Annotated in this window: 22 protein-coding genes and 2 tRNA genes; 16 read left to right on the top strand and 8 right to left on the bottom strand. The window is 50.1% G+C overall.

Annotation, left to right across the window (positions count from 1 at the left end; all coding sequences use genetic code 11):
* Window positions 1–55 precede the first annotated feature (55 nt).
* On the bottom strand, window positions 56–343 hold the full coding sequence (gene iraP / locus EAH77_RS20700) for an anti-adapter protein IraP (protein ID WP_140474688.1): 288 nt from the start codon (window positions 341–343) through the stop codon (window positions 56–58).
* A 212-nt stretch (window positions 344–555) separates the two neighbouring features.
* Here iraP and EAH77_RS20695 point away from each other — a divergent pair, with 212 nt between their 5' ends.
* Both EAH77_RS20695 and fabV read left to right on the top strand, forming a co-directional pair.
* The gene (locus EAH77_RS20695) at window positions 556–759 is read left to right on the top strand and encodes a hypothetical protein (RefSeq protein WP_140474687.1); all 204 of its coding nucleotides are present in this window, start codon (window positions 556–558) and stop codon (window positions 757–759) included.
* 56 nt (window positions 760–815) lie between these two features.
* Entirely contained in the window at window positions 816–2,015 is a 1,200-nt protein-coding gene (gene fabV / locus EAH77_RS20690; RefSeq protein WP_140474686.1) for an enoyl-ACP reductase FabV, read from the top strand.
* 232 nt (window positions 2,016–2,247) lie between these two features.
* Here the strand turns inward: fabV and EAH77_RS20685 are convergent.
* A tRNA-Lys gene (locus tag EAH77_RS20685) sits at window positions 2,248–2,323 on the bottom strand.
* 370 nt (window positions 2,324–2,693) lie between these two features.
* On the opposite strand from EAH77_RS20685, the gene cycA reads away from it, so the two are divergent.
* Window positions 2,694–4,094: a D-serine/D-alanine/glycine transporter gene (gene cycA, locus EAH77_RS20680; RefSeq protein WP_140474685.1), complete on the top strand. Its 1,401-nt coding sequence runs from the start codon at window positions 2,694–2,696 to the stop codon at window positions 4,092–4,094.
* 65 nt (window positions 4,095–4,159) lie between these two features.
* Here the strand turns inward: cycA and EAH77_RS20675 are convergent, their stop codons facing one another.
* Both EAH77_RS20675 and rutR read right to left on the bottom strand, forming a co-directional pair.
* Entirely contained in the window at window positions 4,160–5,149 is a 990-nt protein-coding gene (locus tag EAH77_RS20675; protein WP_140474684.1) for a metal-dependent hydrolase, read from the bottom strand.
* Window positions 5,149–5,808, bottom strand: a complete 660-nt coding sequence (rutR, locus tag EAH77_RS20670) for an HTH-type transcriptional regulator RutR (protein ID WP_241673506.1) — start codon at window positions 5,806–5,808, stop codon at window positions 5,149–5,151. Before rutR ends, EAH77_RS20675 begins: the two co-directional genes overlap by 1 nt.
* A 329-nt stretch (window positions 5,809–6,137) precedes the next feature.
* Between rutR and rutA the strand changes: the two genes are divergently transcribed.
* From rutA to EAH77_RS20630, 8 genes are all read left to right on the top strand, one after another.
* Window positions 6,138–7,229 (top strand): pyrimidine utilization protein A, encoded by a 1,092-nt coding sequence (gene rutA / locus EAH77_RS20665; protein WP_140474682.1) that lies wholly within the window; start codon window positions 6,138–6,140, stop codon window positions 7,227–7,229.
* Window positions 7,229–7,978 (top strand): pyrimidine utilization protein B, encoded by a 750-nt coding sequence (rutB, locus tag EAH77_RS20660; RefSeq protein WP_140474681.1) that lies wholly within the window; start codon window positions 7,229–7,231, stop codon window positions 7,976–7,978. Before rutA ends, rutB begins: the two co-directional genes overlap by 1 nt.
* 26 nt (window positions 7,979–8,004) lie before the next feature.
* Complete coding sequence (gene rutC, locus EAH77_RS20655; protein ID WP_140474680.1) at window positions 8,005–8,391, top strand: pyrimidine utilization protein C; 387 nt, start codon at window positions 8,005–8,007, stop codon at window positions 8,389–8,391.
* A gap of 28 nt (window positions 8,392–8,419) precedes the next feature.
* The gene (gene rutD, locus EAH77_RS20650; protein ID WP_140474679.1) at window positions 8,420–9,247 is read left to right on the top strand and encodes a pyrimidine utilization protein D; all 828 of its coding nucleotides are present in this window, start codon (window positions 8,420–8,422) and stop codon (window positions 9,245–9,247) included.
* Window positions 9,232–9,822: a malonic semialdehyde reductase gene (locus EAH77_RS20645; RefSeq protein ID WP_140474678.1), complete on the top strand. Its 591-nt coding sequence runs from the start codon at window positions 9,232–9,234 to the stop codon at window positions 9,820–9,822. Before rutD ends, EAH77_RS20645 begins: the two co-directional genes overlap by 16 nt.
* A gap of 16 nt (window positions 9,823–9,838) precedes the next feature.
* Window positions 9,839–10,360, top strand: coding sequence for an NADH-dependent FMN reductase RutF (rutF, locus tag EAH77_RS20640; protein ID WP_140474677.1), 522 nt, complete (start codon window positions 9,839–9,841; stop codon window positions 10,358–10,360).
* Between the two features lie 59 nt (window positions 10,361–10,419).
* On the top strand, window positions 10,420–11,766 hold the full coding sequence (rutG, locus tag EAH77_RS20635) for a pyrimidine utilization transport protein G (protein ID WP_140474676.1): 1,347 nt from the start codon (window positions 10,420–10,422) through the stop codon (window positions 11,764–11,766).
* Window positions 11,767–12,056: 290 nt separating this feature from the next.
* A tRNA-Asn gene (locus EAH77_RS20630) sits at window positions 12,057–12,132 on the top strand.
* A gap of 123 nt (window positions 12,133–12,255) precedes the next feature.
* Here the strand turns inward: EAH77_RS20630 and EAH77_RS20625 are convergent.
* Complete coding sequence (locus EAH77_RS20625) at window positions 12,256–12,714, bottom strand: GNAT family N-acetyltransferase (protein WP_140474675.1); 459 nt, start codon at window positions 12,712–12,714, stop codon at window positions 12,256–12,258.
* A gap of 107 nt (window positions 12,715–12,821) precedes the next feature.
* Between EAH77_RS20625 and EAH77_RS20620 the strand changes: the two genes are divergently transcribed.
* Both EAH77_RS20620 and EAH77_RS20615 read left to right on the top strand, forming a co-directional pair.
* A complete protein-coding gene (locus tag EAH77_RS20620; protein WP_161985836.1) occupies window positions 12,822–14,297 on the top strand; it encodes a PLP-dependent aminotransferase family protein in 1,476 nt (491 codons plus the stop codon).
* A 222-nt stretch (window positions 14,298–14,519) separates the two neighbouring features.
* Complete coding sequence (locus EAH77_RS20615; RefSeq protein ID WP_140474673.1) at window positions 14,520–15,218, top strand: RluA family pseudouridine synthase; 699 nt, start codon at window positions 14,520–14,522, stop codon at window positions 15,216–15,218.
* 25 nt (window positions 15,219–15,243) lie between these two features.
* Here the strand turns inward: EAH77_RS20615 and EAH77_RS20610 are convergent, their stop codons facing one another.
* A complete protein-coding gene (locus tag EAH77_RS20610; protein ID WP_140474672.1) occupies window positions 15,244–15,783 on the bottom strand; it encodes a DUF2058 domain-containing protein in 540 nt (179 codons plus the stop codon).
* A 426-nt stretch (window positions 15,784–16,209) separates the two neighbouring features.
* On the opposite strand from EAH77_RS20610, the gene EAH77_RS20605 reads away from it, so the two are divergent.
* Complete coding sequence (locus EAH77_RS20605) at window positions 16,210–16,524, top strand: PTS sugar transporter subunit IIB (RefSeq protein ID WP_140474671.1); 315 nt, start codon at window positions 16,210–16,212, stop codon at window positions 16,522–16,524.
* A gap of 432 nt (window positions 16,525–16,956) precedes the next feature.
* Here the strand turns inward: EAH77_RS20605 and EAH77_RS20600 are convergent, their stop codons facing one another.
* A complete protein-coding gene (locus EAH77_RS20600; protein ID WP_140474670.1) occupies window positions 16,957–17,637 on the bottom strand; it encodes a hypothetical protein in 681 nt (226 codons plus the stop codon).
* A 426-nt stretch (window positions 17,638–18,063) separates the two neighbouring features.
* On the opposite strand from EAH77_RS20600, the gene EAH77_RS20595 reads away from it, so the two are divergent.
* Together EAH77_RS20595 and EAH77_RS20590 are read left to right on the top strand one after the other, a co-directional pair.
* Entirely contained in the window at window positions 18,064–18,777 is a 714-nt protein-coding gene (locus EAH77_RS20595) for a hypothetical protein (protein ID WP_241673505.1), read from the top strand.
* Window positions 18,774–19,268, top strand: coding sequence for a surface-adhesin E family protein (locus EAH77_RS20590; RefSeq protein WP_241673504.1), 495 nt, complete (start codon window positions 18,774–18,776; stop codon window positions 19,266–19,268). Before EAH77_RS20595 ends, EAH77_RS20590 begins: the two co-directional genes overlap by 4 nt.
* A 223-nt stretch (window positions 19,269–19,491) precedes the next feature.
* On the opposite strand, the gene EAH77_RS20585 is transcribed toward EAH77_RS20590, so the two are convergent.
* Window positions 19,492–20,232, bottom strand: coding sequence for an SDR family oxidoreductase (locus tag EAH77_RS20585; RefSeq protein WP_140474669.1), 741 nt, complete (start codon window positions 20,230–20,232; stop codon window positions 19,492–19,494).
* Window positions 20,233–20,327 lie beyond the last annotated feature (95 nt).

Below are 20,327 nucleotides of genomic sequence, written 5' to 3'. Positions count from 1 at the left end.
GAGAGGGGAAAGTGAGAAATAATAGGGCTATAGATGGCCTATAGCCCAAGAGGAATTACTCTTCTTCTGCTTGTTCAGCGACAAAACGGGTTACTTTCAGCAGGCGGTCAAACTGAGCCAGGATCATCTCCACGTCGGATTGCAAGATATCCTGCGAGGACTGGGCCGCAGCCAATACGGCATGGTGAATATTCTCGGACAGAGAATCCGTCGCGTCTTTGCCTGCCGAAAGTACCAGCGCAGCAATTAACAGAGATTGCGCTTCCACCTGCGCCACCAGCTCTTTGGACTCTACTTCAACTTTTGATAGCTTGATCAGCACATCGATCATCAGATTTTTCATTTACACCCCTGGTTAACTCTGCAAAATCGAAAATAGCACTGAATGTTTGGGTACGGTAGTCGGGGTTGTTACACCTTGATGATATATCCTCGTACCGCTTTTCGCTGCCTGAATCTGACGAAAAACACAACTGCGCCCCCCTGCTTTCCTAACCTATGCTAAGTTGAAGATATACCGGCGGCAAACAGCGCAGTACCGCCAGGGGAGGAACCATGATTTTCCAGAAAGGCAGTATTGTGAAGCATCAATCAGGTGAGATAAAGGGTGTCATTACCAATATCTTTGAGCCTCTTTCAGGCGACGTATCCTATTACATTTCGTGGGGTGATGGCACCATCAGCCTGCATCGCGAAAGTGAAATTCGCTGGGCAAGTGTAGACGCTCCTCTGGAGATTAAAAATTTCTACGAGAAATAAGTGCCAATATTAAGTAATATTAGCGTCCTTATATAAGCAACCAAGATAAGCCATTCATGATCATCAAACCTAAAATTCGCGGTTTTATCTGTACGACCACTCACCCTGTAGGCTGTGAAGCCAACGTTCGTGAGCAAATTGCCTACGTGAAAGCGCAGGGCAAACTAAAAGACGGGCCTAAACGCGTCCTGGTCATCGGTGCCTCTACGGGTTATGGGCTTGCCTCAAGAATTAATGCTGCTTTTGGCGCAGATGCAGCCACCATCGGTGTATTTTTCGAAAAGCCGGGTAGCGAAACCAAAACCGGTTCAGCCGGCTGGTACAACGCTGCCGCTTTCGATAAAGCCGCCAAAGAAGAAGGCCTGTATTCCAAAAGCGTCAACGGCGATGCGTTTTCGAACGAATGCCGCAACACCGTTATTGATCTGATCAAACAAGATATGGGCCAGATCGACCTGGTGGTTTACTCACTGGCATCACCGGTACGTAAAATGCCGGAAACCGGTGAAGTCATCCGTTCAGCACTGAAACCTATCGGCGAACCGTACCAATCCACCGCACTGGACACCAACAAAGACAAACTGGTTTCCGCCGTGGTTGAACCCGCTAACGAGCAGGAAATTGCCGACACCATCAAAGTGATGGGCGGGCAAGACTGGGAACTGTGGATGGATGCCCTCGCTGACGCAGGCGTGCTGGCGGATAACGCCAAATCCGTCGCCTACTCCTACATCGGTACCGAACTGACCTGGCCGATTTACTGGCACGGTACGCTTGGCAAAGCCAAAGAAGACTTGGATCGCGCTGCACATGCCATCGACAGCAAACTCAAAGCCATTGGCGGTTCTGCCAACGTTGCCGTATTGAAGTCAGTCGTCACTCAAGCTTCTGCTGCCATCCCGGTAATGCCGCTGTATATCTCTATCGTGTTCAAAATCATGAAAGAGCAAGGCATTCACGAAGGCTGTATCGAACAAGTCCAACGCCTGTTTGCGACCAAACTTTATAACAACCAGAAACCTGAAACAGATGACCAAAACCGTCTGCGTCTGGATGACTGGGAACTGCGTGAAAACGTGCAGAAAACGTGTGGCGAGATCTGGGCGCAGATCAATGATGACAACATCTATGATTTGACCGATTACAAAAGCTATAAAGAAGAATTCCTGCGTCTGTTCGGCTTTGGTCTGAAAGGCGTAGATTACGACGCCGACGTCAGTGCTGAAGTTAATTTCGACGTGATCGAATTAGTCTAAATATTCCTTAACGACAAATTCGTTAATCTAACAAGCCTGCGTAATAGCAGGCTTTTTTATTGCTTCAATCACAGAAATAAGGCTGATTTATCCACAGGAAATAATTAGCAATAAATAATCTATCAGGAATGAAATGAATAAAATGAACAGGCGAAATGATTCTATTACAGCACAGGTCGGGCAAAGGGGGGGAAATACGGGACGCAGCAGGAAAGCTAACTTATTGATTTGTTGGTGGGTCGTGCTGGGTTCGAACCAGCGACCAATTGATTAAGAGTCAACGGCTCTACCAACTGAGCTAACGACCCAACGCGACGGATTATTCTCCTCTGACGTTCAGATGTCAAACTTTACACCCATGTTTTGCAGTCTTTCTCAGTCGTTATTGTGATTTTTATCACAACGAAACAAGGTATTATTGCTCGCTCTGGTGTCATAAATCGCCCAATTAACATTCATACCTCACGCATGTAAAAATTACTATACGTTTGTTTCGGTCTTAATTTTCATGCTGGTTATAATAAGCGAGATTTTAACATTAGTATTACACCGCCATTCCCAACCACAGGGGTAAATGACAGGTGTAAAAAGAGCCACTCAGAGCTCAAAAAAAACGATAAATGATAGCGACAAGGCAAAATCATGTCGCTACAAAGCTCAAACAGGAATAAATACAACATGCAAGAAGAGTCAAACATCCTCACAAAACCGGAAGAGGAGAGCGCAGACAGCCTGCGGCGTAACCTCAGTAACCGACATATTCAACTTATCGCTATCGGTGGCGCCATCGGCACGGGCCTGTTTATGGGCTCGGGAAAAACGATCAGTCTGGCAGGTCCCTCTATTATCTTCGTTTACATGATCATCGGCTTTATGCTGTTCTTTGTGATGCGCGCAATGGGCGAGTTGCTGCTTTCTAACCTTGAATACAAATCCTTCAGTGACTTCGCCGCCGACCTCCTCGGTCCATGGGCGGGTTATTTCACTGGCTGGACCTATTGGTTCTGCTGGGTGGTTACCGGTATCGCCGATGTGGTGGCGATCACCGCTTACGCACAGTTCTGGTTCCCTGGCCTCTCACAGTGGATAGCCTCACTGCTTTGCGTACTGCTCCTGCTGAGCCTGAATCTGGCCACGGTTAAAATGTTTGGTGAGATGGAATTCTGGTTCGCGATGATCAAAATCGTCGCGATTGTGGGCCTGATCATCGCCGGACTGGTGATGGTAGTGACCCATTTCCAGACACCAACTGGCTCTGTGGCGTCGTTCAGCAACCTGTGGAATGACGGCGGGCTATTCCCCAAAGGTGTCAGCGGCTTCTTTGCTGGCTTCCAGATAGCCGTCTTCGCCTTCGTCGGTATTGAGTTGGTCGGCACCACCGCAGCCGAAACCAAAGACCCGCTGAAATCTCTGCCGCGTGCCATCAACGCCATCCCGCTGCGCATCATTATGTTTTACGTGTTCTCGCTGATCGTCATCATGTCAGTCACCCCCTGGAACTCTGTGGTGCCGGATAAAAGTCCGTTCGTCGAACTGTTTATGATCGCCGGTCTGCCCGCTGCGGCCAGTATTATCAACTTTGTGGTGCTGACCTCTGCCGCCTCTTCGGCCAACAGCGGCGTGTTCTCCACCAGCCGTATGCTGTTTGGCCTGGCACAGGAAGGCAACGCACCGAAAGCCTTCGGTAAATTGTCCTCCCGCGCAGTGCCGTCCAACGGTCTGACCTTCTCCTGTATCTGCCTGCTCGGCGGTGTGGTACTGATTTACCTGATCCCGAACGTAATGACCGTCTTCACGCTGGTGACCACCGTGTCTGCGATCTTATTTATGTTCGTCTGGACCATCATCCTCTGCTCGTACCTGGTCTATCGTCGTCAACGACCGCAACTGCACGCAGCCTCTATCTACAAAATGCCGCTCGGCAAGCTGATGTGCTGGGTCTGTATGGCGTTCTTCGTCTTTGTACTGGTACTGCTTACGTTGCAGGATGACACCCGACAGGCGCTGATCGTCACACCACTGTGGTTCGTGATCCTGGGGATTGGTTACTGGCTGCGATCCAGGAAACGCGTAGCGTAATGACGAGATAAGAAATAACTAAGGAGCCGAAAGGCTCCTTAGTTACTTTAGCGACGGGTTCTCCCCTACTCGACCTTCAGCGCCTGCCTGAACTGCTTAAACAATTTACTGGCGGAAGGTCTGACCGCGATGACCTGCGTAGGCAAGGTGTTGGCGGCGTTGTTGCTGAGATCGCCAAGATTAAACACAAAGGTGTAATCGGGTTGCTGGCCCATGCGTAAGTCACTGACCAAGATGTTATTGCCCTGCTGCTTCACGCTGAAAAAACCGTGACTGAACCAGGCGACACGCGCCAGGAACGGATTATCTTTATAGGTTTCATACAGCGCAGCACCACGCGGATAAAAAGAGAAACGGATCGGAGAATCGGGGTGCAGCAGCGAGGTAAACCCTTCGCCATAGCTGTCTTTGGTCATCACCACCACGCGCCACACCAGCGAGTTCAGCGGCGTTGGCGTCACCAGCACTTGCGTGCTCTCAATATGCTGGCGCTCAAGCTCTTCGCTCACGTGCAGCGTCACCTGATGCTGTTCCACCACCGTACAGGCGAGATAGAGACAACTGACGCCCAACAGCAGGTTGTTCCAGAAAATGCCCCGGTGATTATGCCGGTAAAGCGCCATGCCAACGCCAGCGATCAGCGGCAACGTATAAAGCGGGTCCACAATAAAGATACTGCCGACGGCAAACGGGAAATGCGTGAAGGGAATACCAAGCTGGGTACCGTAGACCGTCATCATATCCAGCAACGGATGGGTGACCAGCACCAGCCACACTGCCAGCCACCAGCGGCGGAAGTGCGTCCCGGCACTAAAAAGTTTAGCCATCAACCAGGCAAGCAGCGGCGCGCCTGCCGTCAGGTAGAGCAGTGCATGAGTTTCCGTGCGGTGCTGCGTCATATTGCTGATGGCGTCGCCGTGGTCATAAAACACGTCGAGATCGGGCAACGTACCGCATACCGCACCCGCTAAGGCAGCTTTCCATACCGGCGTGCGCTTACCCATCACCGCGATCCCTACCGCGGCTCCCAGTACAAGTTGTGAAACCGAATCCATTAGTGCTCCTGCCCGCGAAGTTGAATTCCGCCGGTAATAATGCGCTGGACGTTAGTCACGGTCTGCTCGAAGAAGAGCGGATCGCTGAGCGTTTTGCCGGTGATAGCCTCCACCTGAACGCCGAAATCCGCGTAATGTTGCGTGGTGGCCCACAGCATAAAAATCAGATGCAGAGGCTCGACGGGCGCGATCAGCCCGGCTTTTATCCAGCCACGGATCACCTCAGATTTATCATCCACCAGCGTTTTCAGGCTACCGCCCAACTCCAATTTAAGTAACGGCGCGCCCTGTATCATCTCCAGACAAAACAGCCTTGAGGCCTGCGGGTGGTCACGCGACACGCACAACTTCAAACGAATATATTCGCCAATGGCTTCCAGCGGATGCTGCTCCGCCCGCAGCGCCTTTAACGGCGCCAGCCAGACATCAAGCAACCCCTTCAGCACCGCGATATACAGATCTTCTTTTGACGGGAAGTAGTACAGCAAATTGGTTTTCGACACGTCAGCGCGGTCAGCCACCTGATCCAGGCTGGTGCCGTGTATGCCATAAAGAGAAAAAAACTCCAGCGCTGCCGCCATGATAGTGCTGCGCTTGGCCGCCACCGCTCTCGAACGCCGTGTCGGCGCTTTCACCTGATGCTCCACCTCGTGCTTCACAGCCGCTCCCATGAGAATTCCAGCAAGGGCCTGAGCATAACAAATGCCTATGAATGCGACTATCGCGATTCATCCGCCGCTGCGCCAATCAAACCCATTAACTTTTTGTGGATATAACTTTAACAATTCCGCACCATTTTTGCTCAATCTTGCCTGCTTTATGTGCACACCTTTTTGACCAAATGGTCTGAAACAGACCAAATGTTCCATCCGAAGAATTCATATTTTCTTAATTAATTGAAAAATATAACAATTTAAAAACTGGCACTGCCTTTGCAATACTGTTTTTGAATCCCTTTATTCCTTCGTGTTGCATCAAGAGGTGAGCTATGAAAATCGGTGTTTTTATTCCTATCGGCAACAACGGTTGGTTGATTTCTGAAACTGCGCCGCAGTACAAACCGACCTTCGAACTGAACAAGATGATTGTGCAGCGGGCCGAGCACTACCATTTCGACTTCGCGCTATCGATGATCAAACTGCGCGGCTTCGGCGGTAAGACCGAATTCTGGGAACACAATATGGAGTCGTTCACGCTGATGGCGGGCCTTGCTGCCGTGACCTCACGCATTCAGCTTTACGCCACTGCCGCTACGCTGGTCATGCCACCGGCAATCGTCGCCCGCATGGCCGCCACCATTGATTCCATCTCCAATGGTCGTTTCGGCGTCAACGTGGTGACCGGCTGGCAAAAACCCGAATATGAGCAGATGGGTATGTGGCCTGGCGATGACTATTTCAGCCGCCGCTACGACTACCTGACCGAGTACGTCAGCGTACTGCGTGACCTGTGGGGCACTGGCCACTGCACGCTCGACGGCGAATTTTTCAAAATGGACGACTGCCGCGTCAGCCCACGCCCGCAGGCCGAAATGAAAGTCATCTGCGCCGGGCAGAGCGACGCTGGCATGGCGTTCTCCGCCAAACATGCGGACTTCAACTTCTGTTTTGGTAAAGGTGTTAATACCCCAACCGCTTTCGCACCGACCGCAGCCCGTATGAAAACCGCTGCCGAAGCCGAAGGGCGCGACGTCTCTTCTTACGTGCTGTTTATGATCATCGCCGATGAAACCGATGCGGCTGCGCGTGCTAAATGGGAACTGTATAAATCCGGCGCCGACGCCGAAGCTCTGGCATGGCTCACCGACCAGAGCAGCAAAGACACCAAATCCGGGGCCGATACCAACGTGCGCCAAATGGCGGATCCGACCTCCGCCGTCAACATCAATATGGGCACACTGGTCGGCTCTTACGCCAGCGTCGCCAAAATGCTCGACGAAATCGACACCGTGCCGGGCGCAGAAGGCATTCTGCTGACCTTCGATAATTTTGTGGAAGGCATTGAAAACTTTGGCCGTTTCATCCAGCCATTAATGAAAACCCGCCAGCATATCGCGACAGAACATAAAGAGGTGGCGTAATGAACATTGTTGAGAATCAAACCGTTGTCCGCCGCGAGCCGAAAAATACCGGCGAGGAAACGATCCTCACTGCCCGTCCTGAAGCCATCGCCTTTACGCCACAGCAAACCGCGCTGATCGTGGTAGATATGCAAAATGCCTACGCCTCACCGGGCGGTTATCTCGATCTGGCCGGTTTTGATGTGTCTGCCACGGCCCCCGTGATCGCCAACATCAAAATAGCGATTGCCGCAGCACGCGCCGCCGGGATCAAAGTGATCTTCTTCCAAAACGGCTGGGACAATCAGTACGTCGAAGCAGGCGGTGCCGGTTCGCCGAACTTCCACAAGTCCAACGCACTGAAAACCATGCGCAAACACCCGGAGCTGATGGGCAAACTGCTGGCGAAAGGCGACTGGGATTACGACCTGGTAGACGAACTTCAGCCACAACCGGGCGATATCGTGCTGCCAAAACCGCGCTACAGCGGCTTCTTCAACACCCAGCTCGACAGCCTGCTGCGCAGTTACGGCATTCATCATCTGGTGTTTACCGGCATCGCGACCAATGTGTGCGTGGAATCCACGCTGCGCGATGGGTTCTTCCTCGAATATTTCGGTGTGGTACTGGAAGATGCAACCCATCAGGCCGGGCCTGATTTCGCCCAAAAGGCGGCGATTTATAACATCGAAACCTTCTTCGGTTGGGTATCCAGCGTGCGTAACTTCTGTGACGCCGTGGGTTATCAATCGGAACAAAATGCCGCCTGACCTTAAGCTCACGAGGAAATTGAACTATGCCTAAAAGTGCCATTATTCCGGCGGGCAGCGGCGTTCCGCTGGCCCCTTTTGTTCCAGGCATCCTGGCCGACGGTGTGGTTTACGTCTCCGGTACCCTGCCCTTCGACAAAGAGAACAATGTTGTACACATTGGCGATGCGGCGGCACAAACCCGTCACGTGCTGGAGATCATTAAAAGCGTGATCGAAACGGCGGGTGGCACGATGGATGACGTGACCATGAACTCTATTTTCATCACCGACTGGGCGAACTATGCGGCGGTGAACCAGGTGTATGCCGAATTTTTCCCCGGCGAGAAACCGGCGCGTTTCTGCATTCAGTGTGGGCTGGTAAAACCCGACGCACTGATTGAAATTGCGTCTATTGCACACATTGGCCGCTGATGGTTGCTGATCACCTTAAGGGATAACCATGTATTACAAGGTATTAGGTAAAGACACCCCTGACGCCGACACGCTGGTGTTGTCATCAGGACTCGGTGGTGTACATGGCTTCTGGCAACCCCAGTTGGCGATGCTGGCTGAACATTTTCGCGTCATGGTGTATGACCAGCACGGCACCGGAGCGAGTCAGGGCACAGTACCTGCCGGTTACCGCATGGAAGACATGGCCGATGAGCTGGCCGGTTTACTCAACGAACAGCATATCGAGCGTTGTCACCTGGTGGGACATGCGCTCGGCGGGATTATCGGCCTGCATCTTGCAAGGCGTTACCCGTCGCTGCTGCAAAGTCTGGTGGTGATCAACGGTTGGGCGCAGCTCGACAACCAAACCCGTCGCTGCTTTGAAGTGCGCCAAAACCTGCTCCTTAACAGCGGCGTTGATGCCTACGTTCAGGCGCAGCCGCTGTTTCTCTACCCGGGCGACTGGCTGTCTGCCAATGATGCGTTATTGCAAGAGGAACGCCAGCATCAGGTGGCGCATTTTCAGGGGATGGAAAATCTGCTGCACCGCTTACAGGCGCTGATGGGGTCAGACTTGACCGATCAACTCGGGGAGATTGTCACCCACACGCTGGTACTGAGCTGCACAGATGATCTGCTGGTGCCGTGGCACTGTTCGGCCACTCTGGCTGCCGGGCTGCCCAACGGTGAGCATCAACAGATGAATTACGGTGGTCATGCCATGAGCGTGACCGACAGCGATACCTTTAACCCGATATTACTGGAGTGGCTGCTGACGCATGCGTGCAGGCCTTCAGACCACATACCGACGGAGATCTCATGGCCGAAGCCTTAACCGCCAGCGCACTGGCAACCTTATTCACCGAAGCCCGCACCCACAATGGCTGGCAGGATAAACCCGTCAGCGACGAACTACTCAAACAGGCTTATGAGTTGGCACGCATGGGGCCAACCTCCGCCAACTGCTGCCCGGCCCGCTTCGTCTTTGTGCGCAGTGCAGAAGCCAAAGAGAAGCTGACACCGGCCCTTTCCAGCGGCAATTTGGCGAAAACGCTCTCCGCGCCGGTCACGGCCATTGTGGCTTATGACCCGCAGTTCTACGAGATGTTGCCGGAGTTGTTCCCACACGGCGATGCCCGCTCGTGGTTTACCTCCAGCCCGCAGCTGGCCTACGAAACCGCATTTCGTAACAGCAGTTTACAGGCCGCCTACCTGATCATGGCCTGCCGTTCACTGGGGCTGGATACCGGCCCGATGTCCGGGTTTGATGCCGCACTGGTCGATGAACATTTTCTATCTGAACGGGGTTGGAAATCTAACTTCCTGATTAACATCGGTTATGGCGACAGCAGCAAAGTCTATGGACGGCTGCCTCGCCTCGATTTTGACCGCGCCTGTCGGCAAGTCTGAACACGAGGACATTATCATGCAAACAACCATGCTTCACGCCGATACACCGTCGGTAGATAAACAGGACTTCCGGGATGCCATGTCGCGCCTGGGATCGGCGGTCAATATCATCACCACCGAAGGCCCGGCAGGACGTGCAGGTTTCACTGCCTCGGCGGTGTGCAGCGTCACTGACTCTCCGCCGACGCTGCTGGTGTGCCTGAACCGTTCCGCGTCGGTCTACCCGATATTTAAAGAAAATCAGGTGCTGTGCGTTAACACACTGGCCGACAGCCACGAATCCCTGTCGAATTTATTCGGCGGTAAAACGCCGATGGCGCAGCGCTTTGAAGCCGCTGAATGGTCGCAACTGGCCACCGGCTCGCCGATCCTCAGTGGTGCCGTGGCGTCATTTGATTGCAAAATTACTCAGATCACCACCGTCGGCACGCACGATATTCTGTTCTGTGAAGCCATTGCGTTGTTACGCAATGACCAGAGCCACGGACTGGCTTATTTCGACCGGCGCTATCACCCGCTGATGTGCCACACGGCCTGATTAAACGGGCAGTCGACTAGCCCCTTACGATGTATTCATCCTTCACCCCGGAGCACGAGATGGCGAATTCCTGGTTTCCAAAATGGCGTAAACAGCAGGGCAATCTGGATGGCGCCGTTGTCGCGCCGGATGAACGGCTGCCGTTAGGGCAGACGATAATTATGGGCCTGCAACATACGGTCGCCATGTTCGGGGCGACGGTGCTGATGCCGCTGCTGATGGGGTTTGACGCCAATATCGCGATCCTGATGTCCGGTATCAGCACCCTGCTGTTTTTTATCATTGTTGGCGGGCGGGTGCCGAGTTATCTCGGCTCAAGTGCGGCGTTTATCGGTCTGGTGATTGCGGTCACCGGTTACAGCGGTCATGGGCCGAACCCCAATATTGCGCTGGCCCTTGGCGGTATCATCGCCTGCGGCGCCGTGTATATGCTGATTGGCTTTATCGTTATGGCCACCGGCACTCGCTGGATTGAAAAACTGATGCCGCCGGTCGTAACCGGTGCCGTGGTGATGGCGATTGGCCTGAATCTGGCACCGATCGCCGTGCATAGCGTTTCCGCCTCCTCCTTCGACAGCTGGATGGCCGTCGTGACCGTATTGTGTATCGGTAGCGTGGCGGTATTCACCCGTGGACTGGTGCAAAAACTGTTATTACTGCTTGGGCTGATTGCTGCCTATCTGATTTATGTGGTGATCACCAACGGACTGGGACTCGGAACGCCGGTGGATTTCAGCATAATTTCTCAGGCCGCATGGATAGGCTTACCGACCCTGACCACCCCGGTATTTAACACGCACGCCATGCTGCTCATTGCCCCCGTGGCCGTGATTCTGGTCGCTGAAAACCTCGGGCACATCAAAGCGGTAGCGGGAATGACCGGTAAAAACCTTGACCCGTACATGGGCCGTGCGTTTGTCGGTGACGGGCTGGCAACCATGCTTTCTGCCTCCGTGGGCGGCGGCGGGATGACCACCTACGCTGAGAACATCGGCGTGATGGCCGTGACCAAAATCTACTCGACGCTGATTTTTGTCGCCGCCGGTCTGGTTGCCATTATTTTGGGCTTCTCTCCCAAATTTGGTGCACTGATCCATACCATTCCCGGCCCGGTGCTTGGCGGGGCATCCATTGTGGTATTCGGTCTGATTGCCGTTGCCGGGGCGCGGATCTGGGTACAGAACAACGTGGACTTAAATCAGAACGGTAACCTGATCATGGTCGCGGTCACGCTGGTACTGGGGGCAGGCAACTTCTCTCTCACCCTTGGTGGCTTCACCATGGGCGGCATCGGCACTGCCACCTTCGGCGCGATTTTACTTAATGCCTTCCTGAGCCGCCGCCACAAGGAAAAAACACAGCCTGTTATCGAAACTGGCACAGAAGCTGCATTAAAAGATCACTGACGACCTCAGTTTCTCCTTAGCTCATCAAATTTGATGATCGCCAGCTGTTATTCGGTCCACCCGTCTGGATTAACAGCTGGTTTTTTTCTTTCCGGGTATTGAGTAAAGCTATCTACCCACGTCCCGCCCAACGATGATTCGCCCGGCCTCAGTGCCAGCAACCCCGCCAAAAAAATTTCCTGCAAGAAAAATCAACAACCTGGTGAAACTCTCAGCAAACAGACGCTATTTTGGTTTAACCCTTTGACATGCCCACGGGCACTCGCTATTATTCGCCCCGTTCAAACGATTCCTCTGTAGTTCAGTCGGTAGAACGGCGGACTGTTAATCCGTATGTCACTGGTTCGAGTCCAGTCAGAGGAGCCAAATTAGAAAAGCCCGCTCAGGTTTCCCTGAGCGGGCTTTTTGCTTCTGCTGCGGAAAAATATCGTGTCCCCGCTGACATATTTATATTAATGGCTCGTCAATCAAATACTGAGCAAGTGAATCTTAGAGGGGCATTCTATACTCTATGACACCGGGCTTCTCCGCGACCCAGTTATAAAGTCTCTGTGCCGTTAAATTCTTTTCCTGTGTATGCCAGTATAATCTTGCACATTGGCGCTCCCTGGCCTTTTGTTTAACATGCTCAATGAGATGTTTTCCTATATGTTTACTCCGGTTATCCTGGGCAACAAACAGATCTTCTAAATAGCAGAAATCATTTACCGACCATGTTGAACCATGAAAAACATAGTGAACGAATCCGAGGATTGTCTGCCCTTCTTTCGCTACTGCACAATACATGTCTTTATTTGCATCGAAAAAACGCTTCCATGTTTCAACTGTCGTCTCCTCAGGTAACTGAACCTCATAGAATTGCTGATAGTTCAACCAGTAAGGAAGCCATGCTGAGTAATCTTCTTCTTGAGCGGGCACCACTGAGATTTTTACTTTTTCATCAATCATATCAATCACTTTGTTAGAAGGTAACGTGTTTGGAGATGAAAGAATACCGCTTAGAGTGGTATCATATAAGGTACACTTGTTTAATTTTTTATGGGTCCACTTTTATGATGGAAAAGAACGTTGCCAGCTTCCCAAGCCTATTGCTTAAAAAAGGGAAAATTAAAGAGCAGTTTTATTTGGTTATAAAAGAACTAATACTGAATGGTCAGCTTAAAGCGGGAAGAAAAATCCCCTCCAGCAGAACCTTTTCTGAAATGATGTCAATTTCAAGAAATTCTATTTTATCTGGTTTAGAACGCCTCATTGATGAAGGTTACCTCATTACTAAAAAAGGTTCAGGAACTTATGTCACAGCGATCATTCCTGATGAAATGATTCATATAAAACCCATATCACTTCACAAGAACATGAGTAATAGAAATGACGATCCCTACATTAACCCTCATATGAAGGTAATGGAAAAAATATGGGGCATGACCTCGCCATACGCCGGATATAATCTGAAATTTAATATTGGAATAGGTTGCATAGATCTATTCCCATATGAACTTTGGGGCCGATTGTTAGGACGAACCTGGCGTCAGTTTCGCCACCAGGATTGGAAACTCAATGAACCTTTGGGGTTTAAACCATTAAGGTTGGCCATTAGTAAATATGTTCGCACAACGCGTGGCTTGAATTGCACTGATGAACAGATACTTATTGTCAATGGAACCCAACAAGCAATGAATCTTGCAGCGCAAGTTCTTTTGCAAAAAGGAGATGAAGTTTGGTTAGATGAACCGGGATATGATGGCGCTTTAGGGGCATTTACTTCCATGGGTGCTAAAATCCGCCCTGTCATCAGTGATAAAAATGGTATGGATGTATCCTATGGTATAAAGCACTGGCCGCATGCAAAAATGATTTTCACCTCACCTTCTCATCAATTCCCTCTTGGCGGGACATTAAGTTTATCCAGGAGGATTGCTCTACTTGACTGGGCATCTGAAAATAAAACCTGGATATTTGAAGATGATTATAACAGTGAATTCAGATATACAGCCCAGCCGATACAAGCACTTCAAGGATTAGATCAACACCAGCGGGTTATCTATGCTGGTTCATTTTCTAAAATGATGTTTCCGGGATTTCATCTGGGTTTTCTGGTTATACCAGAAAGTTTAGTGGAGTCCTTTAAAATTGCTAAATATTACGCAGATACGCGGACACCTTATTTAGAACAAACGATACTTGCCACATTTATTTCTGAGGGTCATTATGCGCGTCACGTCAGGCGGGTTAGAAAAGCATGCCATGAACGCCAACGGGTTATGATTGAAGCCATACAATTATATCTACCAGAAATTATTTTCGCAGAACCTTCGGATTCAGGTATTCACATTGTCTGTTGGTTATCGGAAGAAATTCAGGAATCTGACATGATTGATCAATGCCGTAAAGCAGGTTTAGGCGCACAACCCCTTTCACGATACTGCCAAACAAAACCAACAAACCAGGCCATCCTGTTAGGTTTTGCAGCACATTCACCATTAGAAATCGTTGAAGGTATAAAGAAACTGGCTCAAGTATTGACTCAATAGTACAAATGTTTCTATTCGACCTTAATGGTAAAGAGATCCGTTTTTCTTTCCCCCGGTGTTCCTGCTGTCGGAAAACCGTATTGTGGATACCGCCCAACAGCGTCCTGTCATGCAAGAATAACGGGCGCGTTACGCGAAGTATTCAGCACACCTGACAAATACTGAGTCCAAAAGTCGTTATTAGAGGTATCATCCGCTCCCACTCTTCATCCGGGCAGCCTGATGTCTACGATTATCGATACCTTTATTGCCCCACCGTGCCACGACAAGATAGAGACTCTCTATCAGGATGAGCATCTGGTGCTTATCAATAAACCCGCCGGGCTGCTGAGCCTCTCAGGGAAAAACCCGCAAAATCTCGATTCGGTGCATCATCGGCTGGTACAGATATTCCCCGGCTGCACCCTGGTCCACCGCCTTGATTTCGGTACGTCCGGGCTGATGGTGATTGCCCGCAATAAGGCGATAAATGCCGCCCTCTGCCAACAGTTCAGCCAGCGCACAGTGACCAAAGTGTACAGCGCACTGCTCTGCGGACACCTGGACGACAACGAAGGGGTGATAGACGCCGCGATTGCCAAAGACCCGGCGCTGTTCCCGCTGATGTCGATTTGCGCAATCCACGGCAAGCCCGCTCGCTCCGGCTATCGGGTCGTTGAGCGTTTCTACCACGAGTTGGAAGACCGGACGTTACTGCCATTGACGCGGGTACAGCTAACCCCGGAAACCGGGCGCACTCATCAACTCCGCATCCACTGTCAGCAGTTGGGTCACCCTATTTTGGGCTGTGACCTGTATGGCGGTCGCCTGCTGCCAGGTACCGAACGGACACCGCGGTTGATGCTGCACGCCAGTGAGCTGCATTTTGTTCATCCCATTGGCGGTGAGTGGATCAAAGCCCGTAATACCAGCCCGTTCTGAAAGCGAAAACCTCTGAAAACGTTAATTACCACATCAAATCATCAGGCACTTTAAAATCGGCATACGGATCTTCTTCATCTTGATCTTCCTGACTAAGTGCACTGTTTAATACAATACTGTTTGCATCTCGCTGCGCAATTTTATCGGCTACGATCGCGGGGATAATCGCGTATTGACTCTCGCTATTGTTATCAACAACCAAACGAGCAATGGCGAGGCGACCACTGATCAGTTGAGCTTGAGTAAGCTTATCCACAACGACTTTTTTAATGACGTTATTATCTGTGAAGTTAAAACCAATATCGCCTTTTGCAATCTCGATTCTATTCATTTCAATGAGTTGCTTCACCTGAGCCTTATGCTCTTTAGATAAAGCCGCTTGTTTTTGTTGTTCGCTGAGCTGTTTATCACGCTCAAGTTGGGCTTTTTTATTTTCTTCCACAGCCCCTCTTGCCTCACGAGCCTGAACTCGCGACTTTTTAGTCGTTCTTTGAACTTTGGCCATTTTTTTGCTGGTCACTAATCCAGCTTTTAGCAGTTGTTCTTGTAAGGTGAGTTTTGTCATCTTCGTTTCTAAGCCCGTTGAATAATTTGTGGGATTATACCTGTAATTTTTGAGGCTGTACCAGGTTGCAAGCGCTGATCACTGCGTGGCTTGAGTTTGGAGGGATCTATCAGAGGCTGGCGTGACCTGCTCGCAGGATTAGACACAACGCTCTGTTAATAACGTCCGTTTCTGGCACTTAGTTGTCCGCGTTGGATCAGGATGGCTTTGAGCGAGAAGCAGACAAAAGGCCCAATGACGAAACGTCTTAGATAAGCGGCTGCTCAAAAGATCCAGATGCATCCCGGCAGTCAAACAATACGGCAGGTTCGTCTTTTCTGGGGTACATCAACTCTACTCGTAATTTGTCATGTAAATAAGATCAGGCGCTCATTTTATGAGCATGTCGAGTATTATTCTGTGAACAATTTTCAGGGGGTACAAAATATGAAAAAGCTTCTGATATGTTGTTTGTTTGGTAATACAGCAAATTCTCTCGCCAAAAGGATGCAGTTGCTCGCAGAAAAAGAGGGGCACCATCTCATTATTAGCGCTGTGGGTCTGGATAATTTTGCCAGTGTCGCTCCCGCTTTCGACGGTTTTCTTATTGCGCCGCATATTCAGTACAAAGCCTCCGAGATAGAAAAAATTGTCGGAGACACTCGTTCAATTGCAATTATTGAAAGTCTGCCCTATGCGTCACTCGACGCGGAGAAAGTTTTAGCGTTTGTAATGGAACAGATGCCTGAACTGACATTCTGATACCAAAGGCCGCATTTCTTGTGCGGCCTCCACTCTTATGCATGAAGTTTGTGCATAGCGCTGTAAACGACGTCCAATAATTAAAAACTGTGATGTGCGTAATTTCCGCTTCTGGCACGAAGCCGCTTACAGCAGCGATTATTGGCTGCTAAGAACAAAAGTTAGTCAATTATTGCAGATGGTTTTTCATTCTCGGGCGACCAATAGCCACCACTGTAAACAAATCAAATTTTTCACCTCCTCTTTACACAAGCAACTGTGACCTTCAGGAATGACGATAACTATGTCCGCTCCTGGCACGAAGCAGCCCAATGCAAAGATCAAGGGCAGCTATGAGCGAAAAACAGAAGTTCGAATGATTATTACACTTTCAAACTTTAAAAATGCCTTATCGTTTTAACGCATGGAAAGTGTGTCAGAAATATATAATTTTTAATTGTCTGAACTTGGTTTTGGGATTGTAGACATCAAAACTTCAGGGTAGGCGACTTCCTGTTTTACTCGCCTCCATTCAGCACCTAAAATGGCTTCAGTATATGTTTGTGCTTCACCAATCAGCCTAATCATTTCTTTGAGTTGAAATTGGGTTTCAGTTGGCGTTCTTATTCCCTGGTAATTGCCTATAGTAGACCGAATATCTACTAGGCAATCCCTAAGCATGATGTGTAGTTTCTCTTGCGGGTTTAGCCTGAACATAATGCGGGTATGTCGTTCCTGATGTTCGCGGTCTCGCGCTCCGTTCTCAGGTGAGAATGCATCAGCCGCTTCTTGATAAATCTCTTCAGCCTTAATTTGGTCTACTTCTCCATTTGCATCAGTTGCATCTTGCATAACGCGTAGCTTTGCACGATCACGCATAGCATCCCACTTCCAGATAATCTCTTGCGATAAAGCCAGGTGAAAGGCCATGTCAGTACGCAGTTCATCAATCCACTTCTGTCGTTTGTCTGCAATAAATGACGCTGTTGAACGATGTGAGACTAGGTGCTGCAGATCAAGTTGTTTTGTAATCTGTTTTCGAGCCAGATAAGCGATTAATAATTGAGCTACGACGCCAATACCGGCAACAGTGCTGGCAATAATTGCTGACAATACAGGAGCGGTTAATGACATTTGATTTTACCTCAGGTAATTGTCTAAACTCCGACAGATATTGTTCGAATATACCGCGGCAATCTTATCAAACTCAACAGGCATCTTGCCTTGGACCGTTAACGTCAGCGTTAAGAAAAATGGCATTGTCTATTTTAACGCTTGAGTGTTATCTGAGCAGCTCAACTTTGATTAAGATAGATTGATATGTGGCATGTCCGCTCTTGGCACAAAGCTGCCTACGACCAGGGGTAACTGTGAGCGAAAAGCTGAAGTTAATTTTACGGCTATAGGATATAACCACTACGCTATTCGGTCGTATTTACCATAACAGAGCTATGGCTAACCAACTGCAAAGATATTAAAAGCGCATGGAATGTGCAGTGCTCTGGGGGCTACACGACAGGGATTGCTGGAGGTCATAACTGCAAGGGCAGGTTTTTTAACATGCCTGATAATGGAGTAAAAGAAAAAAGCGTAAAGTCTCATCGCAGCGCGCCGATAAAAATAGCGTCTTTTTTATTATATGGATATTACATGCGTAAAATTATCTGCTCCATTGGGCTCATGCTGGGAATGACAGGGGTAACGTTACCTGTTTACGCCAATACGTTGACGCAAAGCCTGACGCGTTGCGACACAACATTTTTCAGTGAAATTTATCATCAGCGAACCACACTCAGCCGCGTAGCACCTTTAACGGTTGACCAGCAATTTCGCGCCTGGTTCAAAGCGCCGGTTGACGGTAATGGCACCGTATGGTTTGCCCAACCTCTACATGAATTAAATCTGACGCTATCGGGATATTTTCTGCAAACCAGCAACCTCAATGAAATCAATTACGGTAAGTACTATTACTGGGGGCTGATTTTCAAAGAATCACCTGAAGAGGTCATGTCCAGGCTTGATCATTTAACCTGGAGTAAGGCCGGAGATGATTACCTCTCTCAGGCGATGATTAAAGCCGACCCAAACAGTGCCTGGAAAAAAAATGCGCAGGCGGTGTCGGGTATTGCTCCGGCAAAAGAAAGTACCGAAAAGTTGTTAATGCTCAGCAAAGGTAAAGAAGGGACATTATTGCTCTGTTCAGTTCAGGGAAATGTAACGCCTGACATGCTCGCGACATTACGACCTGATTTAACCGGTGGGGCAGCAAAATGAAAAAGCTGACATGGCTGGTATTACTTATGCTGACGGGCTGTACTGGGACCAGTAAACCACTGCCGCAAACGCCTGCCAAAGCACCGGCTGGTTTAATAAAAATTCTTGAAAATGAAAACGGGACTTCGTATGTCGATTTCAGGGTGATTTCAACTTACCAGGATAACAGCCACTTGCGCCGGTTTTATTTCATCAATAACTACGCGGAGCAGACACTGATTATAAAAAATCCACCCGTCTACGTTTCCAGTTCCCGGGCAACCGATGTGATTAATTGCGACAAAAACCAGCGTGCCGTTATGGGACATACGCTTTTTTCCAAACCGTTCGCGGAGGGCGATCTTATACATGCGACGCTGGATGTGGGGCAATGGGAAACCTTCCCGAAAGACTCTCTTTTTGGGATGATAGCTGAAAGCATGTGCAGTATTCCCGTTGAAAAACTCAAGCCAGAGCCGGCGAAAGAAAACCGCAAGCCGCTACTGGATTAATTAGCATTAATCGGAACCTGAGGGTCCACGCAGAAGCAGATGGCCTGTATTGATAACGGGCCATCTGCAATAAGTAAAAGAACAGGGCGCTTCTCTGGCGTGCCCGCTTTCACTTAAATCTGCATCCACTCAGAACGGGTAACGTTGCAAGCCCATCAGGAGCAGGCAAACGGATCGATTACGGGCTGGTAAAGTAAGATGATGTTTCCACTCGGATTTTACATCAATAGTGAACCAGCCCGCCGTCTACCGCATACTGACTTCCAGTCACGTAAGACGCATCATCTGAGAGCAGGAAAAGTGCGACGGCAGCAGCTTCATCCGCTGTACCGGCTCGCCTGAGTGGCACTTGGCTTACCACAAAATCTTCAAACTGTTGCCGCGACTCATCGGGCATGAAGTGTCTGAAATTAGTCTCGATGGGTCCTGGCACCAGCGTGTTGGCGCGAATGTTGCGCGTAGCCAGCGAGGCGGCCCAGCTTTTTACCATGGCGACAAGGGCGCCTTTGGTTGCAGCATACAGGCTGGTCATTGCCGCGCCTTCATAGACCGAAGACGATGCGGTGACCAGCACCGATGCGCCGGGGTTTAAAGTGGTGGAGAGTGAGGCAAGCTGGAGCATCGGCCCGCGGACATTGGTGTTCATCATGCGGTTAAAGGCGTCGGCAGTAACGGATTCAGGTGCGCCTACTTCCGCATAACCGGCATTCAGCCACAATCCGTCGAGGGGCCCCCAGCGGCTGACAGCCGTTGCGAGCGCATTAATATCAGCTTCACTTGCTGCGTCACTTTTCAGGATCAATGCGGTGCCCGGCAACAGCTTGCGGGCTTGTGCCAGACGTTCTTCACTGAGCCCCGTGATGGCAACTTGTCCCCCCTCTTGTACAATGCGCAGCGCACCTGCCAGCCCCATCCCGCTGGTGCCACCCGTTATAAGTACACGCTTGCCATGAAATCTGCCCATAATCACTCCCTCTTTGCCCTTAAAATCGCCATTTACCTTACGAAAGATATACACCGTCGTCATCTGTTTCATCACGCTGAACGGCCCCGCTAAAG

It is taken from the genome of Ewingella americana, from assembly GCF_006438725.1.
In the GTDB taxonomy this organism is placed as follows: domain Bacteria; phylum Pseudomonadota; class Gammaproteobacteria; order Enterobacterales; family Enterobacteriaceae; genus Ewingella; species Ewingella americana_A.
This window is presented reverse-complemented; position numbering and strand designations above follow the sequence as displayed.

Coding starts and splice junctions, on each gene's coding strand:
- EAH77_RS20610 (WP_140474672.1), bottom strand. CDS start 15,783: ATGACAAAACTCACCTTACAAGAACAACTGCTAAAAGCTGGATTAGTG.
- EAH77_RS20625 (WP_140474675.1), bottom strand. CDS start 12,714: ATGATTGATGAAAAAGTAAAAATCTCAGTGGTGCCCGCTCAAGAAGAA.
- EAH77_RS20585 (WP_140474669.1), bottom strand. CDS start 20,232: ATGGGCAGATTTCATGGCAAGCGTGTACTTATAACGGGTGGCACCAGC.
- rutC (WP_140474680.1), top strand. CDS start 8,005: ATGCCTAAAAGTGCCATTATTCCGGCGGGCAGCGGCGTTCCGCTGGCC.
- rutF (WP_140474677.1), top strand. CDS start 9,839: ATGCAAACAACCATGCTTCACGCCGATACACCGTCGGTAGATAAACAG.
- EAH77_RS20675 (WP_140474684.1), bottom strand. CDS start 5,149: ATGGATTCGGTTTCACAACTTGTACTGGGAGCCGCGGTAGGGATCGCG.
- fabV (WP_140474686.1), top strand. CDS start 816: ATGATCATCAAACCTAAAATTCGCGGTTTTATCTGTACGACCACTCAC.
- EAH77_RS20615 (WP_140474673.1), top strand. CDS start 14,520: ATGTCTACGATTATCGATACCTTTATTGCCCCACCGTGCCACGACAAG.
- EAH77_RS20600 (WP_140474670.1), bottom strand. CDS start 17,637: ATGTCATTAACCGCTCCTGTATTGTCAGCAATTATTGCCAGCACTGTT.
- EAH77_RS20620 (WP_161985836.1), top strand. CDS start 12,822: ATGGAAAAGAACGTTGCCAGCTTCCCAAGCCTATTGCTTAAAAAAGGG.
- EAH77_RS20645 (WP_140474678.1), top strand. CDS start 9,232: ATGGCCGAAGCCTTAACCGCCAGCGCACTGGCAACCTTATTCACCGAA.
- EAH77_RS20590 (WP_241673504.1), top strand. CDS start 18,774: ATGAAAAAGCTGACATGGCTGGTATTACTTATGCTGACGGGCTGTACT.
- EAH77_RS20595 (WP_241673505.1), top strand. CDS start 18,064: ATGCCTGATAATGGAGTAAAAGAAAAAAGCGTAAAGTCTCATCGCAGC.
- iraP (WP_140474688.1), bottom strand. CDS start 343: ATGAAAAATCTGATGATCGATGTGCTGATCAAGCTATCAAAAGTTGAA.
- rutG (WP_140474676.1), top strand. CDS start 10,420: ATGGCGAATTCCTGGTTTCCAAAATGGCGTAAACAGCAGGGCAATCTG.
- EAH77_RS20695 (WP_140474687.1), top strand. CDS start 556: ATGATTTTCCAGAAAGGCAGTATTGTGAAGCATCAATCAGGTGAGATA.
- cycA (WP_140474685.1), top strand. CDS start 2,694: ATGCAAGAAGAGTCAAACATCCTCACAAAACCGGAAGAGGAGAGCGCA.
- EAH77_RS20605 (WP_140474671.1), top strand. CDS start 16,210: ATGAAAAAGCTTCTGATATGTTGTTTGTTTGGTAATACAGCAAATTCT.
- rutB (WP_140474681.1), top strand. CDS start 7,229: ATGAACATTGTTGAGAATCAAACCGTTGTCCGCCGCGAGCCGAAAAAT.
- rutD (WP_140474679.1), top strand. CDS start 8,420: ATGTATTACAAGGTATTAGGTAAAGACACCCCTGACGCCGACACGCTG.
- rutA (WP_140474682.1), top strand. CDS start 6,138: ATGAAAATCGGTGTTTTTATTCCTATCGGCAACAACGGTTGGTTGATT.